The following is a 20,127-nucleotide window of genomic DNA, read 5'->3' on the forward strand; positions in this document are numbered from 1 at the left end:
ATCCCCTGACACGCCTCGAAGGGGTGCGAGCGTCAAACGAGCGTCGCGGGTCCAGGCTCCGTCCGTCGCAACCCTGCGCTCCAGTCCTCCACCGTCCTACCGCGGTCCCATGAACACGCACGGTCCAGGACCACTCCAGGCGGGAGAGCAGAGCGGACTCCGGCAGGCCGATGGTCCGACATCCCGGCGGGGTCCCGACCCCGATCAGCTACCGGCCGCCCTGTCCGAGCCGACCGGCCCCACCAGCGGCACCGTGAGCCTCCCCCTGCACCTCGCCTGTTCCGGCCTGCGTACGTTCGCCCTCTCGGACGAGAATCTGCGCCTCGGCATGTGCCGCATCGCCCTGAACACGGCCTGTACGAAGACTACGTCCGCTACCTCGACGGCGACCTGCTGGCCTGCTCCTGGCCCCGGCTGCAGAAGATGGTCGGCCGCGGCATCCGCACCGCATGGGAGGAAATCATTCCCGGCCTGTACACCAACTCCAACGAGGCCGCTGCGTGACTCGGCAGAGCCTGCCCGATCATCACTGGCGGCTCTTCACCGAAACCCTCGACCTGGGACTCCCCTGCGGGCTGGCCTTCCGGGGCAGCTACGCGGTCCGGGCCCACGGCATCGTCCACCGCCCGAGCCAGGAACTCGACTTCGCCACCACCCGCCCGGCAGACCTGGCGGACATCACTGTGCGCTCCTCCACGGTCTGAGCCACCGCGATCCCGCGTCCGGAGCGATGCGCGCCTTCGGACCGTATGGAGCACGAGGTCGACCGTGGATGCGACATCGCGCATTCCAGGGGCGCGGTTCAGCGCCCGGTGTAGAGGAATCGCAGGTATCGCACGAGGGACAGCCTGCGCTGGTGTGCCTCGGCAGTCTCGGCAGCTGAGCTCAGCGCCGCATGGCGCACACTGTTCTGCTGGAGCGTGACCGCGCGCCGGCTGAACTCCTGCCGCTGTCGGCGGGCCCGGTCGCCGGCCAGAGTGTTCTCCCGGGTGAGCCGCGCCTGGCCGTCCTCCAGCTCCTTCTCTGCCTTCGTCCGTGAGGCTTCGGCTGCCGCGTCCACGGAGCGGAGCTCAGCGGTGAGGCGGGCGCGCCGGACCTCGATGCCCTGGTCGATCGACTGTCGTTCCTGTGCGGTGAGCGCAGTGGGCTGACCGGCTTCGGCAGCGGCGACCAGTTGCCTGCGCCAGGCATCGAGCGCCATGGCCCTGGCCTCACCAATGCCCTCTACGTCGATACGGCGGCCGTTGCTGAGCACCAGTTCGGCACCGACGCTGTCGTAGCGCGCATTGTGCACGGTTCGGTATCCGGTGAAGTCGGCTGCGGTACGGACTCCAGCTGCCGCAAGCCGCGCGGCCAGTTTCGGTCCGATGCCGTGCGGCGGATTCTGGGCGATCAGCCGTCGCCCGAGACGCTCCCGCACGTAGGCGGACTGCCGGGTGGCAAGCGCCGTTCTCAGTGCCTTCCCTCGCTCCTCCGAAAGCCCCGCGATCTTCTTGTCCAGCTCCTGCCGCCTACGGACCCGGCGCTTCTCGATCTGTTGGAGCTCGCCGTGGTAGCTCGCGGTGAGCTTGCTCTGTGCTCGTGGGTGGTCCGCGGTGCGCTTCGCCTCTGCGGCGTCGAACTTCGCCCGGTCCTTGCGTAGCTTCCCCTCGGCCTTGACCGGGTCGTCGAGCTGGTCCAGTTCTGCTGTGAGCCCGGAGAGAACGGCCCGTGCCTGAGCCCGCTCCGTGCGGCGGGCCCGCCCGAACACCGAGAACGCGGCGGCGGCGAACACCGGGACTGCCGGACCGAATGGGGCTGTCGAGAGGCCCACGACAAGAGCCAGTACGGTCACTGCCAGCATCAGGGGCCAGACGACGGCTACGGCGACATCCAGTGGCGTCCTGACCTGGAATCTGTCCGGTGAGGCGACCGAGGGCGCGGGCTGCGTCGGCGACGCCGCAGAGGCGACGTGTCCTGCCATCCAGCCGGGCAGACCGCCCGTACCCGGGGCGGCGGCTCCGCTGTGAGCAGTAGTGTCCGTGATCACCGTTGCGGCTGGGCTCTGCCTGGGCACGGCCAGGGTGAGCGGCGGCAGCATATCCAGGGGCTGGCAGGCCAGGGTCCGCACCTGGTCGGCGAGTCCGCTCACCATACGGTCGGGATGAGTGAGCATTGTCTGCAGTCGTGCGGACCCGGCCGGGCTCGTGAAATCGTCCTCGGTGAGCAGGAGGAACTCGCCGCTGGGTTCGTGCAACCGGGACCACAGAGCCGGTTCGGAGGCGATCGCCTTCAACGAGAGGAAGATGACCCAGGCGGAGAACCGGTCAAGATCCACTCCGAAGTCGTCGTTCCCCCGCAGGGGCGACTGATAGTTCCGGTGCCCTCGCTCGGTCCCGCCCAGGCCGGCCAACGCCGGGACGTACATGCCGTCGTAGTCGACCAGCCGCAGGGTGTCGTCGCTCGCCACGAGCAGGTTGCCGTGCTGCAGATCGCCATGGGCGATCTGGTGGTCCGCCAGGTCCCGAACCAGTTCCTCGAACCGGTCAGCCAGGCGATCGACGGCGATCCGGTCCGCATGGTTGTCGTCGAGCCAGGAGGACAGGGTGACGGCCTCGGCCCACTCCATCTTGAGGACCGGGTAGCGTTCCCGCCCGACGCTGATGGCGTCGGGAAGGTACTCGAAGCCGAGGTTCCACGGCTGGGAGAGCTCCGCCGGATCGAGCAGGGCGAGTCGGGAGCTGATGGCCTCGTACCGGCGTTCCTGGTCCGGGACGTGACGGGTGAAGCACTTGACCGCGTACCGACGGCCCGATGAGGGCGAGGTCAGGGAGAAGACACTGGCGAAGGCGCCGGAGATGGGGCGCGGCAGGCCGAGTCCGGTCAGCTCGGGCCGGGCGCCCTTGAGTTCCGGATGACGGAAGCACAGCTGGGTGTGCTGCAGGGCTTCCGCGTACTCGGCGCCGCTGGGAAACCGGCGCTGCGAACCGGTGGCCGGGCCCATGTTCACCGTCCTTCGAAATCGATCCGTACGAATGCCACGTCGTCGTTGCGCAACTGCCGGCTGTCCCGTAGCCCGTTCAGCCAGTTGTTGAAATCGTCCAGGTCGTCGGGCCCGGCGTACTCGAGGAGCTGGCCGACTGCGTCGGCCTGGTCCGGGGCCGACATGAGCCAAGCGGCCAGGGCATCTGTCATCAGGAGCAGGCGGTCTCCCGGATGACAGTTCCCTCCGGTGAATCTCGTGCGGTCGGCAAGGAGCGCGGCGTCACGGTTGCGGCTGCCGAAGAGATCGGGAGTGGTGCCGAATTCCTCGACGGACAACACCGGGAACGTCTGTATCAGCTGGTTGTCACGCAGGTGGAACAGGCAGCTGTCCCCCAGCGCAGCGGCACGCCACCGCCAGGACAGTGCCGCTGCGCCGTCGTGGGCGACGCTCTCCGGGTCGACGCGCACCGTGAGCAGCGTCGCGTAGGCCCCCTCCGCGAGCTTGGTGTGTTCGTACCACTTCAGTGGACGCCCTTCTGCCTGGCGAGCCAGCGTGTAGTCGGCCAGCCAGGGATCCCACCGGGCCACCACGGACGCTGCGAACTGCTCGAAGGCGGCCCCGCCCGCCAGCGCGTCCGGCAGTGTCATGGCGTGTTCGGCCGCGGCGCGGGACAGCAGTCTGGCCCAGTCCTTGGCCAGTGCGCTTTCCGTGGCTCCGTCGCAGACACCTGCCGCGAATGGCTCCCGCAGCATGTGATCGTGCGGATGCCCGGGAAGCACGGCGACGGCGTCCTCGCATTCCGCTGCCGTGCTTCCTTTCTTGGGGGCCACCAGGTGCGTGACGTACACGCAGGAAGTGGAGGTCGTCACCGCAGTTCGGTGGCCCGGGTACCGATGTCGAGGAACTGGACGACCGTGGTGATGTCGGCGTTGTAGACGAAACCGCGAGTGGTCTCGCTGACCCGCTGCCCCTGCGAGGCCGCGTACGAGCGCATGTGGCTCGGCAGCGGGCTGGACATGCTGAACAGGGTCCGGGCGTAGCTGTCCGGAAGGGTGTCCGCCGAGTCGGGGAACGCAGTCGGTGTGCCGCCTGCCGCGGACACATGCAGGTTGAACAGCAGCGCCGCTCCGTCCGCTGTGGCGTGGGAGGTGACGGCCTCAGCGGCCGCGGTGGGGTCACCGTCGGTCGACTCGCCGTCCGTCAGGTTGATGACGATGGGCGGGAATCCGGCCGGATACCGCTCGGTCCAGCCGGCGACGAGTCCCTCCGCGTACTGCAACGCACGGTTCATCGGGGTCCCGCCGTGGGCGACCGGATCCATCCACAGTGGGAAGTTGACGGCGGTCTCCACCAGGCCGCCGGCACCGTCGGGGACCTTCTTGCTCCGCTCGTCGATGCGGGCCGGGTTGTCCGCCACCTCGCTCAGGGGGACGAGGTCCCGTCCTTCGAGCGGCCCCGCGAGCGCTGAGCCCACGGTGGCTCCGTAGCCGATGACCGCGACGTGGAAGTAGTCGCGTACGCCCTCTTCCTTCGCGCACTTGACGGAGAGTTCGGTGAGCAGGCGGTTGATGGCGTCGGCGACGACATCGGCCTTCTGCTGCGGTACCTCACCACCGATGGGATCGCTCATGGAGGTCGACTGATCGACGAGGAAGATGATGCTCGTCGGGTTGGAGCGGCTGATCTCTGCCGTGTACGGCACGGTGAACTCCTGGCGGAATGAGAAGAAACCGGTCGTCGGAGAAGCTCGTACGGCATGCCGACGCAGCGGTCTCCGGCGTGCGGGCCGGGACACCGAGATCCCCCGGTCCGATGATAGGGACAGGCTTAGGTTGTCGCAGTCGTATCGCGCTTCGCGCTCGTCACGGTGCGTTCTGCAGCGCTGCCCGCCCCTCCTTGCGCATTTCAGTTGTCGAGTCGGCCCACCACCCGTTCCGTCCGCCCGTCCCACACCTGCCAGGCAGGGATCCGCACACCGTTGGGCAGCAGGGCCGTTCGGCCGAGTGCGAGTCTCAGGTGACGTGCGGCCTCTGCGCCGGTGGACACACCGTGGTCCAGCCGGATCCGAACGCTCTTTGAGCTGCGGCGGACGTCGAAGTCGTAGGGATAGCCGTCCACCATGGCATTCCGGTCGATCAGGACTCCCGGAATCTCGTCCGTCAGCAGGTACTGCAGCCGGTCGCCGACGTATTCGTCGGAATGTTCCGGGTGCACGCCGAGCGAAGGGAGGCCGTCCTTGGCCTCTGCCGCGTCGAGGAGTGCGTGCGGCATACCGGGCCGGACCGACCAGAAGTCACGGTCGCCGAACACGATGAGATGCGAACGGGCCCGTGTGATGGCCACGTTCCAGAGGTTGACCTCGCGGGAGAGCCAGTTGACCGCGCTCGGACGCATCCGGTCGGACGCGACGAGAGACAGGAGGATCGCATCCTGCTGTCCTCCCTGGAAGGTGTGCACCGTCCCGACCCTGACCCGTGGTTCGTGCTGCCAGCGGCCTGCGATCAGTTCCTTCTGGGCCCGGAAGGGAGTGACGACACCTACGGTCGAACCGTGCGGAAGCCGCTTGAGCAGACGCTCCACCGAGAGATGAACGCGGTCGGCCTCCTCCTGGTTCAGCCACGACCCGTTGTGGCCCCTGCGCGCCGTTCCCGTCACGTCGAGCCACTGCACGGCGTCGACTCCATCGATGCGCCGCAGCGACCGGGGGTCGGTGAGGACGGTCAGCCGGCCGCCGTAGCAGTGCCGGTTCGCGATGCCGACGATGTCCGGGTGGCAGCGGAAGTGCTCGTCGAGCAGCAGCGTCTCCCCTGCCGCATGGGCAGCAGCATGGAAGGAGGAGTAGCGGCGGTGCTCGAGCCGGTGTTCGTCGAGCCAGCTGGCCCGCAGTCCTGCTCCCCGGTGCGCCTCCGCCTCCTGGCGTGGCTGCAGTGTGGTGATGTGCTGCAGCTGCATGGGGTCGCCGATCACCAGGGCACGCCGGGCGCGGAAGAGCAGCGGCAGCACATCCGGTGCGGAGCACTGGCTGGCTTCGTCCACGATGACCAGGTCGAAGAGGGCGGCCCGGTCCCGGAACCGCCGTGCGGACCGCGCGGTGACCGCCCACCCCGAGACCTGCGGCAGGATGCGGTCCAGGGTCGACCACTGCCTCGGTGATCGTGCCCGCACCGCCTCGATGCGCTCGTGGATGGCAGCGCGGGCGGTCATCGCCTGCTCCGCCACCGACGACTGCAGCAGTGCTGTCGCGGCCTCACGGACTCGCCGGTCGGCATCCTGGAGCGTGGCGTGGAGCTGGGCGTCGTCGGGCGCCGCTTCGGCTGCGGTGCGCATCCGCCGCCAGCCGGCTTCCGCTTCGGCGAACATCAGCAGTTCGGCGAAGTCCTGACGGTCCGCGAACTGGACCGGCACAGGGTCGAGCCTGCGCACGCACCGACTGCGCAGCCATCCCCCGAAGATTCCGAGACGGGCGGCTGTACGGGCCCGGCGCAGCCACCGTCCCAGGGCGACGTCGTCGCCCAGCGCGGTGGCGAGTGCCAGGGGGTCCTGATGGTGCTTCTCCGCGTAGGCGGAACGCAGCCGGCCGAGGTCGGCGAGGTCGCGCTCCCGGCGGGCGATCTCTGCGAGCCGGTGCCGCAGCGACTCCTGCGTCCGGAGATGGTTCCGCAGTTCGCCCCGGTATGTCTGGGAGGACTGCCGGGGCCGGACGCTGTGGGTGAGTTCCTCCAGTGTGCTCACCTCCTTGTCGACGACCGACTGCGCGCCTGTCCGCACGAGAAGCCCCGGGGCGAGTTCCTCGCACCGCTGCCAGACCTCGTCCACCGCCTTGTTGTTGGTGGAGGCGACGAGCACGGTCTGTCCGGCCGCTCTGGCGGTGGCGACCGTGTTGACGATGAGCTGGCTCTTGCCTGTGCCGGGCGGTCCGGTGGCGACGGTGAGCCTGCGGACCATGGCGGCCCGGATGACGGCTTCCTGTCCTTCGTTGAGTTCCAGTGGCGCGACGATCTGTACGTCCTGCTCGGCGCTCGGATCCATTGCGTCCTGCGCGGTGAATGCTCCGAGTGCCGTGCCCGGGAACTGCCCGATGCTCTGCTGCAGCGTCGTGTAGTCCTTCATCAGCTGCGCCGTGGCCGCACTGTCCGACCGGGTTGCGTAGACGACCGCCACGTTGCGGGCACCCTCGTGTGCCGCGCGCAGCGAGCTGCCATCACCGAGGGCCCCAGGATCGAGGTGTTCGGTGTCGGGCAGCCCGAGTTCCTGCAGCAGGCTGCGCAGGTCGCGGATCATGTCCTCGCGGAATCCTGGCCGCCAGTTGGGCTGGTAGGCGGCGAGCAGTTCCCGTCCTTCGTCCTTGCCCAGCCGGTTCAGGACGAGTTCGGGGTGGAGGACGATCGGTCCGGAAGGCGTGACGACGCTGCGCCCCTGTGGTCCGGGTTCGACTTCGATCCGGCGCATGGCAAGCGGTGCGCACACCTGTCGCGTGCCGTCGTACAGCACGGCGACGGGGTACCCGTACCAGAGGTCGGCGCCGTCTTTCTGCGCCTGCTCGACGAGGTCCACGACGCGCTGTGGTGCCTGCACACTGGATTCCGTGCCGGAAAGAAGGACTTCCTCCGCGGCCGGCCAGACCGTTCGCGGTGGGTCGCTGCCCGCCAGCGGCAGCAGTCCGCCGGTGCGGTTCTCCGCCTCCAGGCATTGCTGGTAGTAGGCCAGCAGCCGAGCCCATTCGGCCTCGGTGAAGGCGGAGTCGTCGTGTGCCGCCTCGGTGGGCTCGACCGGTGCCGGCGACTTGTCCCCCGCGGCGTCGGTCACTGCGGTGAGCCCGGCGGGCAGTGGCTTGAGCGCGGGGATCTGGCGGCCGGCGGCGGCGCGGGCGAGATAGATGTCGCCGGTCACGGACAAGGTGGACTGGGTCGGCGTCTGCCGACGGCCGTCCGGCGCCTTCTGCAGGTCCCGGCTGATGTGACGGAACAGGTCGTTCGCGGAGATCTGCCCGTCGCCGTCCAGGTCCGCTCGTCCCGAATGCAGGCCTTCGACGATCGCCCGGGTGAACTGCGAAGGTTGGTCGGCATCCGTGGTGAACGCCTTCTCCCAGTGCTGGGAGGCGGTGATGACGTGTACTCCACCGGCTTCGACCACCGGCATGGCGGCCGTCGCGGGTGCCCCCTTGCTGCGGAAGCCCTGCACTGCGCTGCCGCTGAAACAGCAGTCGAGCAGCAGCACCTTGCGGCGGGCCGCGCACTTCTCCAACTGGTCGATGACAAAGGCTGCTTCGAGGGCTGTCTGCCGCTCCCGCCCGGCCTCGGTGTCCGTGGTGACGAAGTAGAGCTGACCGTCCTCGCGGTCGTACGCCCCGTGGCCGCTGAGGTAGACCACCACCAGTTCATCGGGTTCCCGCGCGCTCAGGAATCCCTCAATGGCCTGCTTGACCGCCGCTTTCGGCGAGTCCTCGACCCGGGCGCATTTCTCGTACCCCCCGACGGCGGGCATCTCCAGCACCTGGCCCAGGAAGTGGATGTCCGCGCGCACCGAAGGCAGGGCGGGGTAGCTCACATCATGGTGGGTGGCGGTGCCCACGAGCAGGGCATGCTTTCGGCTCACCGCCCGGCTCCGGGGCCGGGGCCCGAACTGTCGTCGCTGCCACCGTCCCGCAGCTTCCTGATCTCACGCCCGGAGACGCCGCCCTGGAACTCCGTGACCGTGCCGTCCGGGTGCAGGACGCGCACCTTGCGGCTCTTGCGGACGGCGACCCACGCCTTGATGGCGGTCCCGGCCAGCGTGAAGGATCCTCCCGTGAGGACGAGCACGACGTCCGGGGTCAGCAGTGCGGGCCCCTTCGAGCCCTCCGCGTCATGTGCTGGTTCCGGTGGAGCGAAGCGCACCTCTGTGTCGTCCAACCGGCGCAGAACGTCGCGGAGTTCTCGCGCCTCCAGCTCCGCGTGACGCGGGTCCGCCCCGGACACCTGAATCCGTACGGACTCGATCTGGCCGGTCATACTCCCCCTCGGGTCGTCAATGCACTTGTATGTAAGGTGAGTTGTGTTGTCCGCTGACGCGATGTCACCCCAGCGACCTTCTTGCACGCCAAGATCCGGGGCCTCGTTTCCCGCTCCGTGCCCGCTCATTGGGAATCCGGAGAATCCGGTACAAGGGCTCACCCAGGTCAGCCCACCGCTCCAGCGCGTCTCGGTCGACCAGATGGATCCCGTAGCGCGGGCCACTGGCTCTCGCGGCTGCCGTGAACCCTCCGGTGGTGACGATCACAGCGAATTCGGCACCGTGGTCGTGGCGGTAGGTTCCGTTGACCCGCTGGACGTCCTGGTCTCCAACCCTTCGGTCCGGTCGCAGCCGCTTGCACTGCACGACCACCCGTCGTCGGGACCCGTCGACGACCAGCACGTCGGCTCCCTTGTCCCCGGCTCGGCCGACATGCTGCGCAGCCAGTCCGTCCCTGCGCAGCAGGGAGCAGACCGCCAATTCAAACGCCGTGGGGTCCAGAGAATCGAGATGTGCCAGCGAATAGCGCACGGGCTCTGCGGCAAGCGCCGAACGGCCGGCCCGTGCCATCAGGGCCGATCGCCCCGGCTTCAGCACCAGCCCGGCAGCTGCGGAAGCCAGCCCGAACCCGGTCCACACCGGCCACTGCTGGGCCACCTGCCACAGCCCGATGAGCCCTGCCATGCCTCCGAGCCCCCACGCCCACCAGGGAATCGCGGCCCACCCACCTTGGCTGCGGCTGCGCCGCATCAGCCGGCCGCCCCGAAGAGCGTCCACACTCCGAAGGCCAGGCCGAACAGCGCGAGTCCCGCCAGGTCGGTGACCGTGACAAAGGTGAAGCCGTGATCCTGGCAACGGGCGAACAGTCCTTTGCGCCTGCGGCGGCACGGCCGGTGGTACTGCGTCGGTCCACCGCAACGGGACACCAGCACACATCCGCCTAGGCCCAGTAATCCCACGACAAGCAGCACTGCCCCCCCCGATCAATCCCTCATATGTATCGGAGAGTCGCGCGTTCCGACCAGTACATCTTCGGACGAACCACAGGGCCCGCGTTCCGGTCACTCGCCCACACCCCTCACCCACGCCGTCCCGCGCAGCCACCGCAACGCTCACCGAACACCCCGCCGACTTCGACGGGACGCCCGTCCTGCCGCTCACCTCGGCCACCGGCCGACCCGACAGTCCGGCCGGCACCCCCTCCAGCCCTCTGGCCTGCCGTTGTATGGCCGCTGTCACTTCTGGACCGCCTGTTGTCAGTGTCACCGTTTAAGATTTCTTCGAGGGAATTCAGCCGGGTTGCCTGGGCCGCACCAGCAGGAATACGACCGGCACACACACATGAGCTGACACGGGGCAGGAGCCGCATGGAGGATGGCCGGTGGACGACAGTCACCGAGTCCGAGTTCGAGCATGAGCGCCGCGGTCTTGAAGCGATCCGCAGGCTCCTGCCGAACGAGGAACCTTGGCGTGCCTGGTCGAACTTCACCTTCACGGCGAACAGCGGGCACGTCCGCGAGATCGATCTCATGGTCACCGCGCCGGCCGGTGTGTTCCTGGTCGAGCTGAAGGACTGGCACGGGTCGGTGAGCGGCGGCGGTAACAGCTGGGTGCAGACGACACCCGGCGGCACTCAGCGTCGGCACGGCAATCCGCTGCACCTGACCAATCAGAAGGCCAAGGAGCTGGCGGGCCTGATCGGGAACGTCGTGGGTCGTGGCCCCGGGCGGCCGAGGATCTGGGTGGGTGAGGCGGTCTGCTTCACCGACGACAGGTTCCGGGTGAACCTGGCGGGCGCCGACCTGAATGGCGTCTTCAAGATCAGGCAGCTGGTCGAGATGCTCGCCGTTCCGCCGGAGGATGCCCGGGGGCAGATGACCGCCGGGGTCTCGCGCCAGGTCGATGCGGCCCTCAATCAGCTCGGCATCGCGTCCGTCCGCCGTCAGCACGAGGTGGGGTCGTATCTCCTGGAGACGAAGTCGTTCGACTCCGGTCCGACCTGGGCCGACTACCTGGGGCGTCACACCCAGTTGCACGACCTGGCGCGGGTGCGGGTCTTCCTCAGCGAGCGGGGCGCTTCGGACACCGAGCGCGCCTCGGTGGAGAAGGCCGCCGCGCGTGAGGCCACGGTACTCAGCCGGTTCCGGCACCCGGGCGTCGTCCAGCTGAAGAGCTACCTGCCGTCGGGGCATCCCGCAGGCCCGACGATTCTCTTCGACTACCACCCGGAGACCCTCAGACTCGACGACTACCTGGTGGAGCACGGCGCGCGCCTCAGCCTGCCGGGCCGTCTCGCGCTGGTCCGCCAGCTCGCCGAGACGCTCCGCTCCGCGCACTCCAACCGGCTCCATCACCGCACGCTGTCGGCGCACGCGGTGCACGTGATCCCGCGCAACCGCGGTCCGCGCGGGCGCGAACTGGGCGAGGAGCAGCGCTGGCTGAGCCCTCGGCTGCAGATCGCGGACTGGCAGATCGCCTCCGGGCACAGCGCCAGCCAGGGCAAGCCGCTGACACTGGCCACCTCCCATGTGTCCGGTCTGCACGTCTCCCAGCAGGCCGACCCGTATCTGGCCCCCGAGCTGCGGATCCCCAAGGCGGACCCGGTCCGGCTCGATGTGTACGGGCTCGGCGTTCTCACGTATCTCCTGATCACCGGGCAGGCGCCGGGTGCGACCCAGAGTGAGGTCCTGTCCCGTCTGGAGGCGGGTGAGACGCTTGCCCCGAGCGCGCTGGTGGACGGTCTCAACCCCGACATCGACGACCTGGTGGAGGCGTCCACGGCGTACGAGCCGATCCGCCGTCTTTCCACGGTCGACGACTTCCTGGAGATGCTGGAATTCGTCGAGGAGGCGTTCGCCGAGAAAGCCGCGGCGGGCGGGGGGTCGGCCGGTGACAGCTCGCCCCCGGAATCCGGCGCGGAGCAGGCCGAGCCGGAGAAGGACCCCCTGGAGTCCGTGGCCGGCGACGTGCTGGCCGGGCGGTGGGAGGTCGTGCGCCGTCTCGGTACGGGCTCGACGTCACGGGCGTTTCTCGTCCGTGACCTGGCCGGTGAGCCGCGGCGCAGCGGGAGCCTGCCGGTCGCGGTGCTCAAGGTCGCGCTCAGCGAGGCGAAGCACATGGTGCTCGACCGGGAGGCCGATGTCCTGGGCCGCATCCACCGGGATTCCAGCATCATCGCGCTGTATGAGCGGGAGCCGCTGACCCTCGCTGGCCGCAGGGTGCTCGCCCTGGAGTACGTGGGTGACAGCCGCGCACTGGACACGGAGGGCACGGGCAAGCCCGCACGCAGACGCGAGGACACCGTGGCCCGTCAGCTGCGGGACTACGGCCGCCTCCGCATGGACCAGCTGGAGACGTACGGAAAGTACCTGTTCGGCGCGGTGGAGCACCTGGAGGCGGAGGGCATCTGGCACCGGGACCTGAAGCCGGACAACATCGCGATCCGGATCCGTCCCAACGGCACCCGCCAGCTCGTGATGATCGACTTCTCGCTCGCCGGTTATCCCGCGAAGGAGATCGAGGCGGGCACCGAGGGCTATCTCGACCCCTTCGTCGGAATCATCACGCGCGGTTCGTACGACGGCCACGCCGAGCGGTATGCGCTGGCGGTCACGCTGCACGAGATGGCGTCCCGCGAGCTGCCTCGCTGGGGCGACGGCTCGGTCACGCCCCGGCAGACCGATCCGAAGGAGTGGCCGTACCCGCAGCTGGCCGCCGACGCCTTCGACGACCCGGTGCGGGACGGCCTGGTGGCCTTCTTCCGCAAGGCCCTGGCCCGGGACGTGAAGAACCGCTTCCCGGACCTGAAGCCGATGGAGCGCGCCTGGAACGCGATCTTCCTGGACGCCCAGCGGACGACTGCGCCGAGCTCCGGGCACGGCAACAAGGTGGTGGCGGTCGAGAACGCGGTGCGGGAGGAGGCGCCGCAGATCGGCCAGGGCGACGACGACACCTCGGCCGAGGAGATCCGTAACGAGCAGGCGGAGCGGGCCGACCGTTCCACGCCACTGTCGGTGGCGGGCCTGACCCTTGCGGCGCAGTCTCAGCTGTTCGACCTGGGCCTGAACACGGTGGGGGACGTCCTCGACTACTCGGTGCGGAAGTTCCTGACCGCTCCGGGCATGGGCGCACGGACCCGCACGGAGATCCAGAACCGGCAGAAGCAGTGGAACCTGCGGCTGGTCAAGACACCGGCGCCGATGAGCAAGGAGGCGCTCAAGGCCGCCCGCGAGGAGTTCACCGAGCTGGAGCAGGCGGTCGCCGAATCGGTCGCGGCGGGCGGCGGCGACACCGGCCCGGAGGTGCTGCGCGGGCTGAGTCTGGACGCGCTGGCGTCCCGCCTCGTGCCGCGTCCGTCGGGTGGCAGCGCCCGTTCCAACGCGAAGGAGCGCGAGGCCGTCCGGCTGCTGCTCCGGCTTCCCGACGAGCAGGGCGAGCTGCCCGAGGGACTGCCCTGGGTCAGGCAGACGGACGTCGCCAAGGCCCTTGACCTCACGGTGGGCCGCATCCCGCAGATCGTGAAGAAATCGCGCGAGCGCTGGTACAACGATCCCGCGCTGAAGCTCCTGAGCGACGAACTGATCGACCTGGTCGCCGAGCGCGGCCGGGTCGTGCCGGTGCTCGAACTCGCCGACGCGCTGCTCGCCCAACGGGGCAGCAAGGTGGCGAAGCGTCGGGATCGGCGTGCGCTGGCGCTGTCGCTGCTGCGTGCGGTGGTGGAGCGGGAGCAGTTCCGGGAGCAGTACGAGGAGACGCCGCCGCGGTTCCGCTACTTCCACGCCCGACTGCCCAAGGGCGCAGAGCCGGTGCTCGGACTGATCGTCATCGACGTCCGCGACGGAGAGGACAGTGACGACGGGGCGGACACCCCGACCCTGCCGGCCCTCCAGGAGTACGCGCTCAAGCTGGGTACGCAGGCGGACGAGCTGGCGGGCCTGGAGTCCCTGCCGACGGCGAGCACGGTCCTCACCAAGCTGGCCGCGGTGCGGCAGCCGCCGGGGGCGCTCGGCTGGGACGAGCGGCGGACGGCCGAGATCGCGGTCGCGGCGTCCCCGGGGGCCGCGCTCACGCCCCGCCTGGAGATCTACCCACGCGATCTGGATCTCGTACGTGCACTGCGGATCACCCAGGCCGGTGTGGTCGCCGTGCAGCCGGGTGTCGAGGAGGAGCGCCAGCCGGGGCTCACCGTCGAAGCCCTGCACAAACGGGTCGCGACCCGCTTCCCCGACCTGGGCGACGATCCCCTCGTCCCGCGCGAACTGCCGGTCGGCAGCACGCTGGTGCGGTTGCTGAAGCAGGCCGGTTTCGAGCTGAAGCTGGCGACCCGCTACGACAAGACCCTCCGGCTCGTCCCGGACCGGCCCGCCGGGGAGTTCACCAGCGGGCTGACGTCCGCGAGTTGGGGTGTCGCGGCCTCGGCGGTGCGGCGGTCTGCGCCCACGCAGTACGACGCGGACGCGGCGGTCGCGGCGGCGGTGAAGGCCGAGCAGCGGCTCGTGCACTCGGCGGGTCAGGACGGGTTCCGGGTCCTGACCGTGCCGGACCGGGGCGCGGAGACGGCGGCACGACGGCTGGCCGGCGAGCCCTACGGCGCGGCGGTGGTGTCGCTGACCGGGCTGTTCCTGGCGGAGCTGCGCGGCGTGATCGCCGAGGCGGCTCGGCCGACCTGGGAGACCGTCCTCAAGGCGGACGCCGCCGAGGCGGGCACGCGGCCTCACCAGCAGTTGCGGGTCCGTACGGACAAGGCTTGGGGCCGGGTCGAGCCGCTGCTCCGCGACCGCCTTGCGGACACGGGCGGCGGTCCCCTCCTCCTCACCGACACGGCGGCACTCGCCCGCTACGACGCGTTCGACCTCCTGGGTCGGCTCGCCGAGGAATCCCGGCAGGGCGGCAGCCCGCTGTGGCTGCTCGTCGCCCAGTCCGACCCGGCGCGCGCGCCGAGGCTGGCCGGGCAGAGTGTTCCGTACCAGGCTGGGTTCGACGAGTGGATCGTCGTGCCGGATGCGTGGGTGGCGCGGAAACATCTGGGGCCGGACGTCTGATGGCTGGCGCCTGACGTGCGGCGGATCGTCGCCTCTTCTCTCCTCCTTCCTCCTTCTCGTCTCGCCTTTAGTCACAACTTCGGGAGCAGTCCGTGATCGACCGCAAGAGCCTCCTCAGTGACCTGCAGAAGCAGGTCAAGGCGGCAGAGACCGACCTGGACGCGCAGGTCAAGGCCGTTCCCGAGGTCGGGGCACGGCTACGCGGCGAGTACGACCAGGCGAAGAAGCTGGGCCGTACGGCGGCGACTTGGAACTCCTGGCTCGGTGAGCGGGTCACCCAGGTCGCGGTGGCATGGGTGCTCGGCACGGTCTTCGTCCGGTTCAGCGAGGACAACCGGCTGATCGCGGAGCCGTACATCACGGCGCCGGACGTGGCGGGGCGGGAGGTCGCCCAGGCCCGGTACGAGGAGTACATGGCGAAGGACGCCGACCCGACGTATCGCGGGTGGCTGGAGACGGCGTTCGCGGAACTGGGCGCGGGGCAGGCGGGGCGGCTGCTGTTCGACCGGGATCACAACCCGCTGTACCAGATTCCGCTGTCGCACGACGGGGCTGGCGCGCTCCTTGCGTTCTGGCGGGAGCAGAAGTCAGTAGAGGCGGAGGACGGCTCCGGCAGCACGTCGGTGCTGGTTCACGACTTCACCGACCCGTTGAGCGAGGACGGCACGAAGGGCTGGGACACCCGGTTCCTGGGCGACCTGTACCAGGACCTGAGCGAGGCGGCGCGTAAGACGTACGCGCTGCTCCAAACCCCGGAATTCGTCGAGGAGTTCATCCTCGACCGGACGATGACGCCGGCGGTCCGCGAGTTCGGCTTCGAAGAACTGAAGATGATCGACCCGACGTGTGGGTCGGGGCACTTCGTGCTCGGCGCGTTCCGGCGGCTGGTGCGGCTGTGGGCCGAGGAGCGGCCGGAGGTCGGACCGTACGAGCGGGTGCGGGCGTCGCTGGAGTCGGTGCACGGGGTGGACCTGAACCCGTTCGCGGTGGCGGTGGCGCGGTTCCGGTTGTTCGTTGCGGCGATGGCTGCGAGCGGGCTGCGGACGTTGGGGGCGGCTCGGGAGTACGAGTGGCCGATCCAGTTGGCGGTGGGCGACTCGCTCATCAAGGACCGGCAGTTGGAACTTCAGCTGGGGCTCGGCGAGGAGGGTGCGGTTGGCGACCCCCTGGCCGAATTCTCGTACGCGACGGAGGACGTGCACGAGTACCCGGGGATTCTGCAGCAGGGGCGGTACCACGTGGTGGTGGGCAACCCGCCGTACATCACGGTCAAGGACAAGAAACTCAACCAGCTTTATCGGGAGCTGTATGACGCGTGCGCGGGAACGTACGCGCTGTCCGTGCCGTTCGCCCAGCGATTCTTCGAGCTGGCCAGGCGGGGTGGGGGTGATGGGCACGGCTATGGCATGGTCGGGCAGATCACAGCGAACTCGTTTATGAAGCGGGAGTTCGGAGCCAAGCTAATCGAAGAGTACTTCGCCCACAAGGTCGAGCTCACTGAGGTCATCGACACATCGGGGGCATTCATCCCTGGGCACGGAACTCCGACTGTGATCTTGGTTGGATCCTCAAAAGAGGGATCGCAACGGCGGACTACGATCCGCACAGTGCGCAGCGTACAGGGGGAACCCTCAGTGCCAGAGGAAGGGAAAGAGGAAGAAGGGCTGGTTTGGAGTTCAATCAGCGCTCAAATCGACTCCCCCGGCTCGACAAGCCAGTGGGTAGCAGTCGATGATCTCGCAAGTCGCGATTTCTTTGCGTGGCACCCGTGGATCCTCAACGCAGGCGGACAAGAAATTTCGAGCACCCTCGGCGCTGCAGGTCATAAACTTCAGGAAATCACCGAGCGCATTGGGTATACAGGACAAACCAATGCAGACAGCATGATGCTGACCACTCGAGAGAACTGGACGCGCCAGGGTGGAGAAATCAAATCTGGCCGCACCGTAGTACTCGGTGACGAATTGCGGGACTGGGTACACTCCGAAGAGACCTACGCCTTCTTCCCATACGAGCACCAAAATGGGAAGTTTGAACTCATTCCGCTCGACATGAAATCGTCCGCACACAAAATCATGTGGCCTGGACGCACCGTCCTAGGAAATCGGGCAACCTTCTCCAAGGGGACATACTTTTCCGACGGGCGCCCTTGGTACGAATGGCATCAAGTGACATCGAGCCCCTCGGCGCACCCTTGGACCATCGCCTACGCATTCATCGCAACACACAACCATTTCGTTCTACACAGGGAGGAAACCGTATTCAAGAATTCAGCCCTCTACATCAAGCTGAAAGCAAACGCGACCGAAGCAGACCATTTGAACTTGCTCGGGTTGCTAAATAGCTCAACGGCTGGACTTTGGCTTCGCCAGGTCAGTCACGACATGGGGCGCCCTGGCGCTGATTCTGGTGGAGCCGACGAACCCTGGGAGCATCGATTCCAGTTCAACGGAGCAAAACTCGCCGAATTCCCACTCCCCACCGAGTATCCTCATCAACTCTCTTGCAAGCTTGAAAAACTGTCCCTGCAGCTGATTGGAAGCACCCCTGCAGCCGTCACCTCGACGGGCACTCCCACAGCTGCAGCACTACGTGACGCAGAAGCCCAATACCGCACAATTAGAACCCAAATGATTGCCATTCAAGAGGAGCTCGACTGGAAGGTTTACTCCCTGTACGAAATCCTGGACCAGGATTTGACCATCGATCCTGAGGCGACTCCAGAAATCACCCCAGCAGAACGCGCGTTCGCTATTGCACTCGCCCGTAAACTGGAATGCGGCGAAGTAAACACATCCTGGTTCCGTCACCATAACCACAAGTACACGCCCATCACTGAAATCCCGTCCCACTGGCCTGACGACTACCGTGCAATCGTCCAAAAGCGAATCGACGTCATCGAGTCGAATCGTGCCATCAACATGATCGAGCGCCCCGAGTACAAGCGCCGCTGGGCCACCGAAGGCTGGGACTCGATGCGCCAGGAGGCGCTGAAGTCCTGGCTGCTCGACCGCATCGAAGACCGCTCGTACTGGTTCGACGCGAACGGTAACCCCACCGTCACCACCCTCGCCCGTCTCGCGGAAGCCCTGTCCGCCGACGAGGACTTCACCTCCGTCGCCGATCTCTACGCCCCCCGTCAGGACTTCGCCAAGACCGTCCGTGACCTGCTCTCCGAGGAGCATGTCCCCTTCGTCTCGGCTCTCCGCTACAAGCCTTCCGGGCTGAAAAAGCGTGCGGACTGGGAGCACGTCTGGGATCTCCAGCGTGAGGAGGATGCTGCGCCGGACGAGCCCGCGAAGCGGAAGATCCGTGAGCGGACGCCCGTGCCTCCGAAGTACACATCCTCTCCCCCCGACTTCCTCAAGCCCAGCTACTGGCGTGCCCGCGGCAAGCTCGACGTGCCCAAGGAGCGGTTCGTCTCGTACGGCACGGTGAACGCGCAGTCGCCCGAGCTGTATGGGTGGGCCGGCTGGGACCACCTGGAGCAGGCGCTCGCGCTCGCCTCGTACATCCAGACCGCGGGTCTCGGCAGCGAGGAGATCGTGCCGTTCCTGGCTGGGCTCCTTGAGCTCCAGTCCTGGCTGAACCAGTGGTACGGCGAGTACGACGCCGAGTTCGGCGCGTCCCCTGCCGCCGAGATTCTCGCCTTCCGGCAGCAGAAGCAGGGTGAACTCGGCCTGACCGACGACACGTTGCGCGCCTGGCGCCCCTCCCCCGCCACCCGCGCGAAGAAGGCCGCCGCCCCGAAGAAGAAGACGGCGGCCTCCGCAGAGTCCGACTGAGCAGTGCGTCGGGGGGGGGGGGGGGGGGGGGCCCCCCCCCCCCCCCCCGGGCCCCCCCCCCCCCCCCCGGCGCGCCCCCCCCCCCCCCCCCCCCCCCCCCCCCCCCCCCCCCCCCCCCCCCCCCCGCCCCCCCGCCCCCCCCCCCCCCGCCGGGGGGGGGGGGGGGGGGCCCCCCCCCCCCCCCCCCCCCACGACAGTCAGGAACCCGACACGTGCGCGGTGAAGGCTGCCCAGGCGCCGGAGGCGACGGCGAACGAGTCGCGGCCGAGGTCCTTGGAATCCCGGACGTGGACCGCTTCGGCGCCCACCGCGACCTCAACGCAGTTGTCGCCACCACTGCCGCTGTAGCTGCTCTTGACCCAGTCAAGTTCGGTGCTCATAGCGCTCCTTGAATCTGCTTCAGCAGGCCGACTGTGGCCTCGTGGCTCAGCGCCTGTGAGCGCATCTTGCCATAGCGCTGAAGCATGGCACTGACCACTTTCGGGTCGGCCATGAGAGTGCTGCTGTCGTGACCTTCGACGTATCCGAACCAGCTGTTGGACGAGGTCTCGGCGAGGTACATCTGGCCGTCGATGCCCGAGTGGTCAGGCTGCTTGAGTGCCATGACAAGGATTTCTACGTTGCGTCGACGGCCTTGCGCCAGCAGGTTGTCGATGAGGGCGGAAGTCACCTGAGGTCCTCCCAACTGGCGTTCCAGGACGGCTTGCTCGATAAGAAACGAGAACGAGGTGTTGGGTCGCGCGCCCAACAGCTCCTGTCGCTCAAGGCGTGCAGCAACCTGCTGCTCGAACTGCTGCTCCGACAAGGGCGGCAGGCGTCGGTCGAAGACTGCCCGGATGTATCCCTCGGTCTGCAACAACCCCGGAATCCCCCGGCACTCATACGCGTACAGCGTGATCGCCTCTTCCTCGATCCCCGCCCATTGCAGGAACCAGGACGCCAGCCCGGCCTTCCTCCGCAGGCTCTTCGCCGCTGCCGCGAGGACCTTGCCCGCGACCGGCCCCAGCACTTCGGCCGTCCGGTCCGGAAGGTTCTCCGGAGGGAACCGCTTGCCCTGTTCGATCTTCGCGACGTACGCCGCCGAGTAGCGCACACGCGGTGCGAACTCCTCCTGGGTCAGGCCATCAGCCTCCCGCAGCGCCTTCAAGACAGCCCCGAACGTCTTGAGACTGTCCGACAGTTCAGGTTCACCACCCGCCGCCGTACCACTGCCGTCCTGGTCCGCCGTCATCGCCGCCCCGCTTTCCGTGCCGTACACCACGCGCCCCGCGCCCCGCGTCGGTCAACCTGCCCAGGGTTACAGGGAGTTACCCGCCCAGTCCAGGGCATGAACCAGTACAGATGG

General features: G+C 68.2%; 12 protein-coding genes. 4 read left to right on the forward strand and 8 right to left on the reverse strand.

From position 1 onward, the window contains the following. The first annotated feature begins 330 nt into the window (after positions 1-330). Together ACIQGQ_RS25155 and ACIQGQ_RS25160 are read left to right on the forward strand one after the other, a co-directional pair. Positions 331-504 carry a hypothetical protein gene (locus ACIQGQ_RS25155; RefSeq protein ID WP_402399053.1) on the forward strand — a complete coding sequence of 58 codons (174 nt, stop codon included), beginning with the start codon at positions 331-333 and terminating at the stop codon, positions 502-504. Continuing rightward, a complete protein-coding gene (locus ACIQGQ_RS25160; protein ID WP_402399055.1) occupies positions 501-704 on the forward strand; it encodes a hypothetical protein in 204 nt (67 codons plus the stop codon). The genes ACIQGQ_RS25155 and ACIQGQ_RS25160 overlap by 4 nt, the downstream gene beginning before the upstream one ends. Before the next feature lie 98 nt (positions 705-802). Here the strand turns inward: ACIQGQ_RS25160 and ACIQGQ_RS25165 are convergent, their stop codons facing one another. The 6 genes from ACIQGQ_RS25165 to ACIQGQ_RS25190 form a co-directional block, all read right to left on the reverse strand. Then, a complete protein-coding gene (locus ACIQGQ_RS25165; RefSeq protein WP_402399057.1) occupies positions 803-2,983 on the reverse strand; it encodes a hypothetical protein in 2,181 nt (726 codons plus the stop codon). A 2-nt stretch (positions 2,984-2,985) separates the two neighbouring features. After that, positions 2,986-3,813, reverse strand: coding sequence for a hypothetical protein (locus ACIQGQ_RS25170; RefSeq protein WP_402399058.1), 828 nt, complete (start codon positions 3,811-3,813; stop codon positions 2,986-2,988). Positions 3,814-3,830: 17 nt separating this feature from the next. After that, positions 3,831-4,667, reverse strand: coding sequence for a vWA domain-containing protein (locus tag ACIQGQ_RS25175; RefSeq protein ID WP_402399060.1), 837 nt, complete (start codon positions 4,665-4,667; stop codon positions 3,831-3,833). Positions 4,668-4,870: 203 nt separating this feature from the next. Beyond that, positions 4,871-8,560 carry an AAA domain-containing protein gene (locus tag ACIQGQ_RS25180; protein ID WP_402399062.1) on the reverse strand — a complete coding sequence of 1,230 codons (3,690 nt, stop codon included), beginning with the start codon at positions 8,558-8,560 and terminating at the stop codon, positions 4,871-4,873. Further along, on the reverse strand, positions 8,557-8,955 hold the full coding sequence (locus tag ACIQGQ_RS25185; RefSeq protein WP_402399064.1) for a hypothetical protein: 399 nt from the start codon (positions 8,953-8,955) through the stop codon (positions 8,557-8,559). The genes ACIQGQ_RS25180 and ACIQGQ_RS25185 overlap by 4 nt, the downstream gene beginning before the upstream one ends. A gap of 64 nt (positions 8,956-9,019) precedes the next feature. Then, a complete protein-coding gene (locus ACIQGQ_RS25190; protein ID WP_402399065.1) occupies positions 9,020-9,640 on the reverse strand; it encodes a restriction endonuclease in 621 nt (206 codons plus the stop codon). A gap of 683 nt (positions 9,641-10,323) precedes the next feature. Between ACIQGQ_RS25190 and pglW the strand changes: the two genes are divergently transcribed. Beyond that, entirely contained in the window at positions 10,324-14,997 is a 4,674-nt protein-coding gene (gene pglW / locus ACIQGQ_RS25195) for a BREX system serine/threonine kinase PglW (protein ID WP_402399067.1), read from the forward strand. A 92-nt stretch (positions 14,998-15,089) separates the two neighbouring features. After that, entirely contained in the window at positions 15,090-18,782 is a 3,693-nt protein-coding gene (pglX, locus tag ACIQGQ_RS25200) for a BREX-2 system adenine-specific DNA-methyltransferase PglX (RefSeq protein ID WP_402399069.1), read from the forward strand. Between the two features lie 197 nt (positions 18,783-18,979). On the opposite strand, the gene ACIQGQ_RS25205 is transcribed toward pglX, so the two are convergent. Then, positions 18,980-19,162, reverse strand: coding sequence for a DUF397 domain-containing protein (locus ACIQGQ_RS25205; protein WP_402399071.1), 183 nt, complete (start codon positions 19,160-19,162; stop codon positions 18,980-18,982). Then, the gene (locus tag ACIQGQ_RS25210) at positions 19,159-20,013 is read right to left on the reverse strand and encodes a helix-turn-helix domain-containing protein (protein ID WP_402399211.1); all 855 of its coding nucleotides are present in this window, start codon (positions 20,011-20,013) and stop codon (positions 19,159-19,161) included. Before ACIQGQ_RS25210 ends, ACIQGQ_RS25205 begins: the two co-directional genes overlap by 4 nt. Between the last annotated feature and the right edge of the window lie 114 nt (positions 20,014-20,127).

It is taken from the genome of Streptomyces sp. NPDC092952 (assembly GCF_044754785.1).
Taxonomy (GTDB): domain Bacteria; phylum Actinomycetota; class Actinomycetes; order Streptomycetales; family Streptomycetaceae; genus Streptomyces.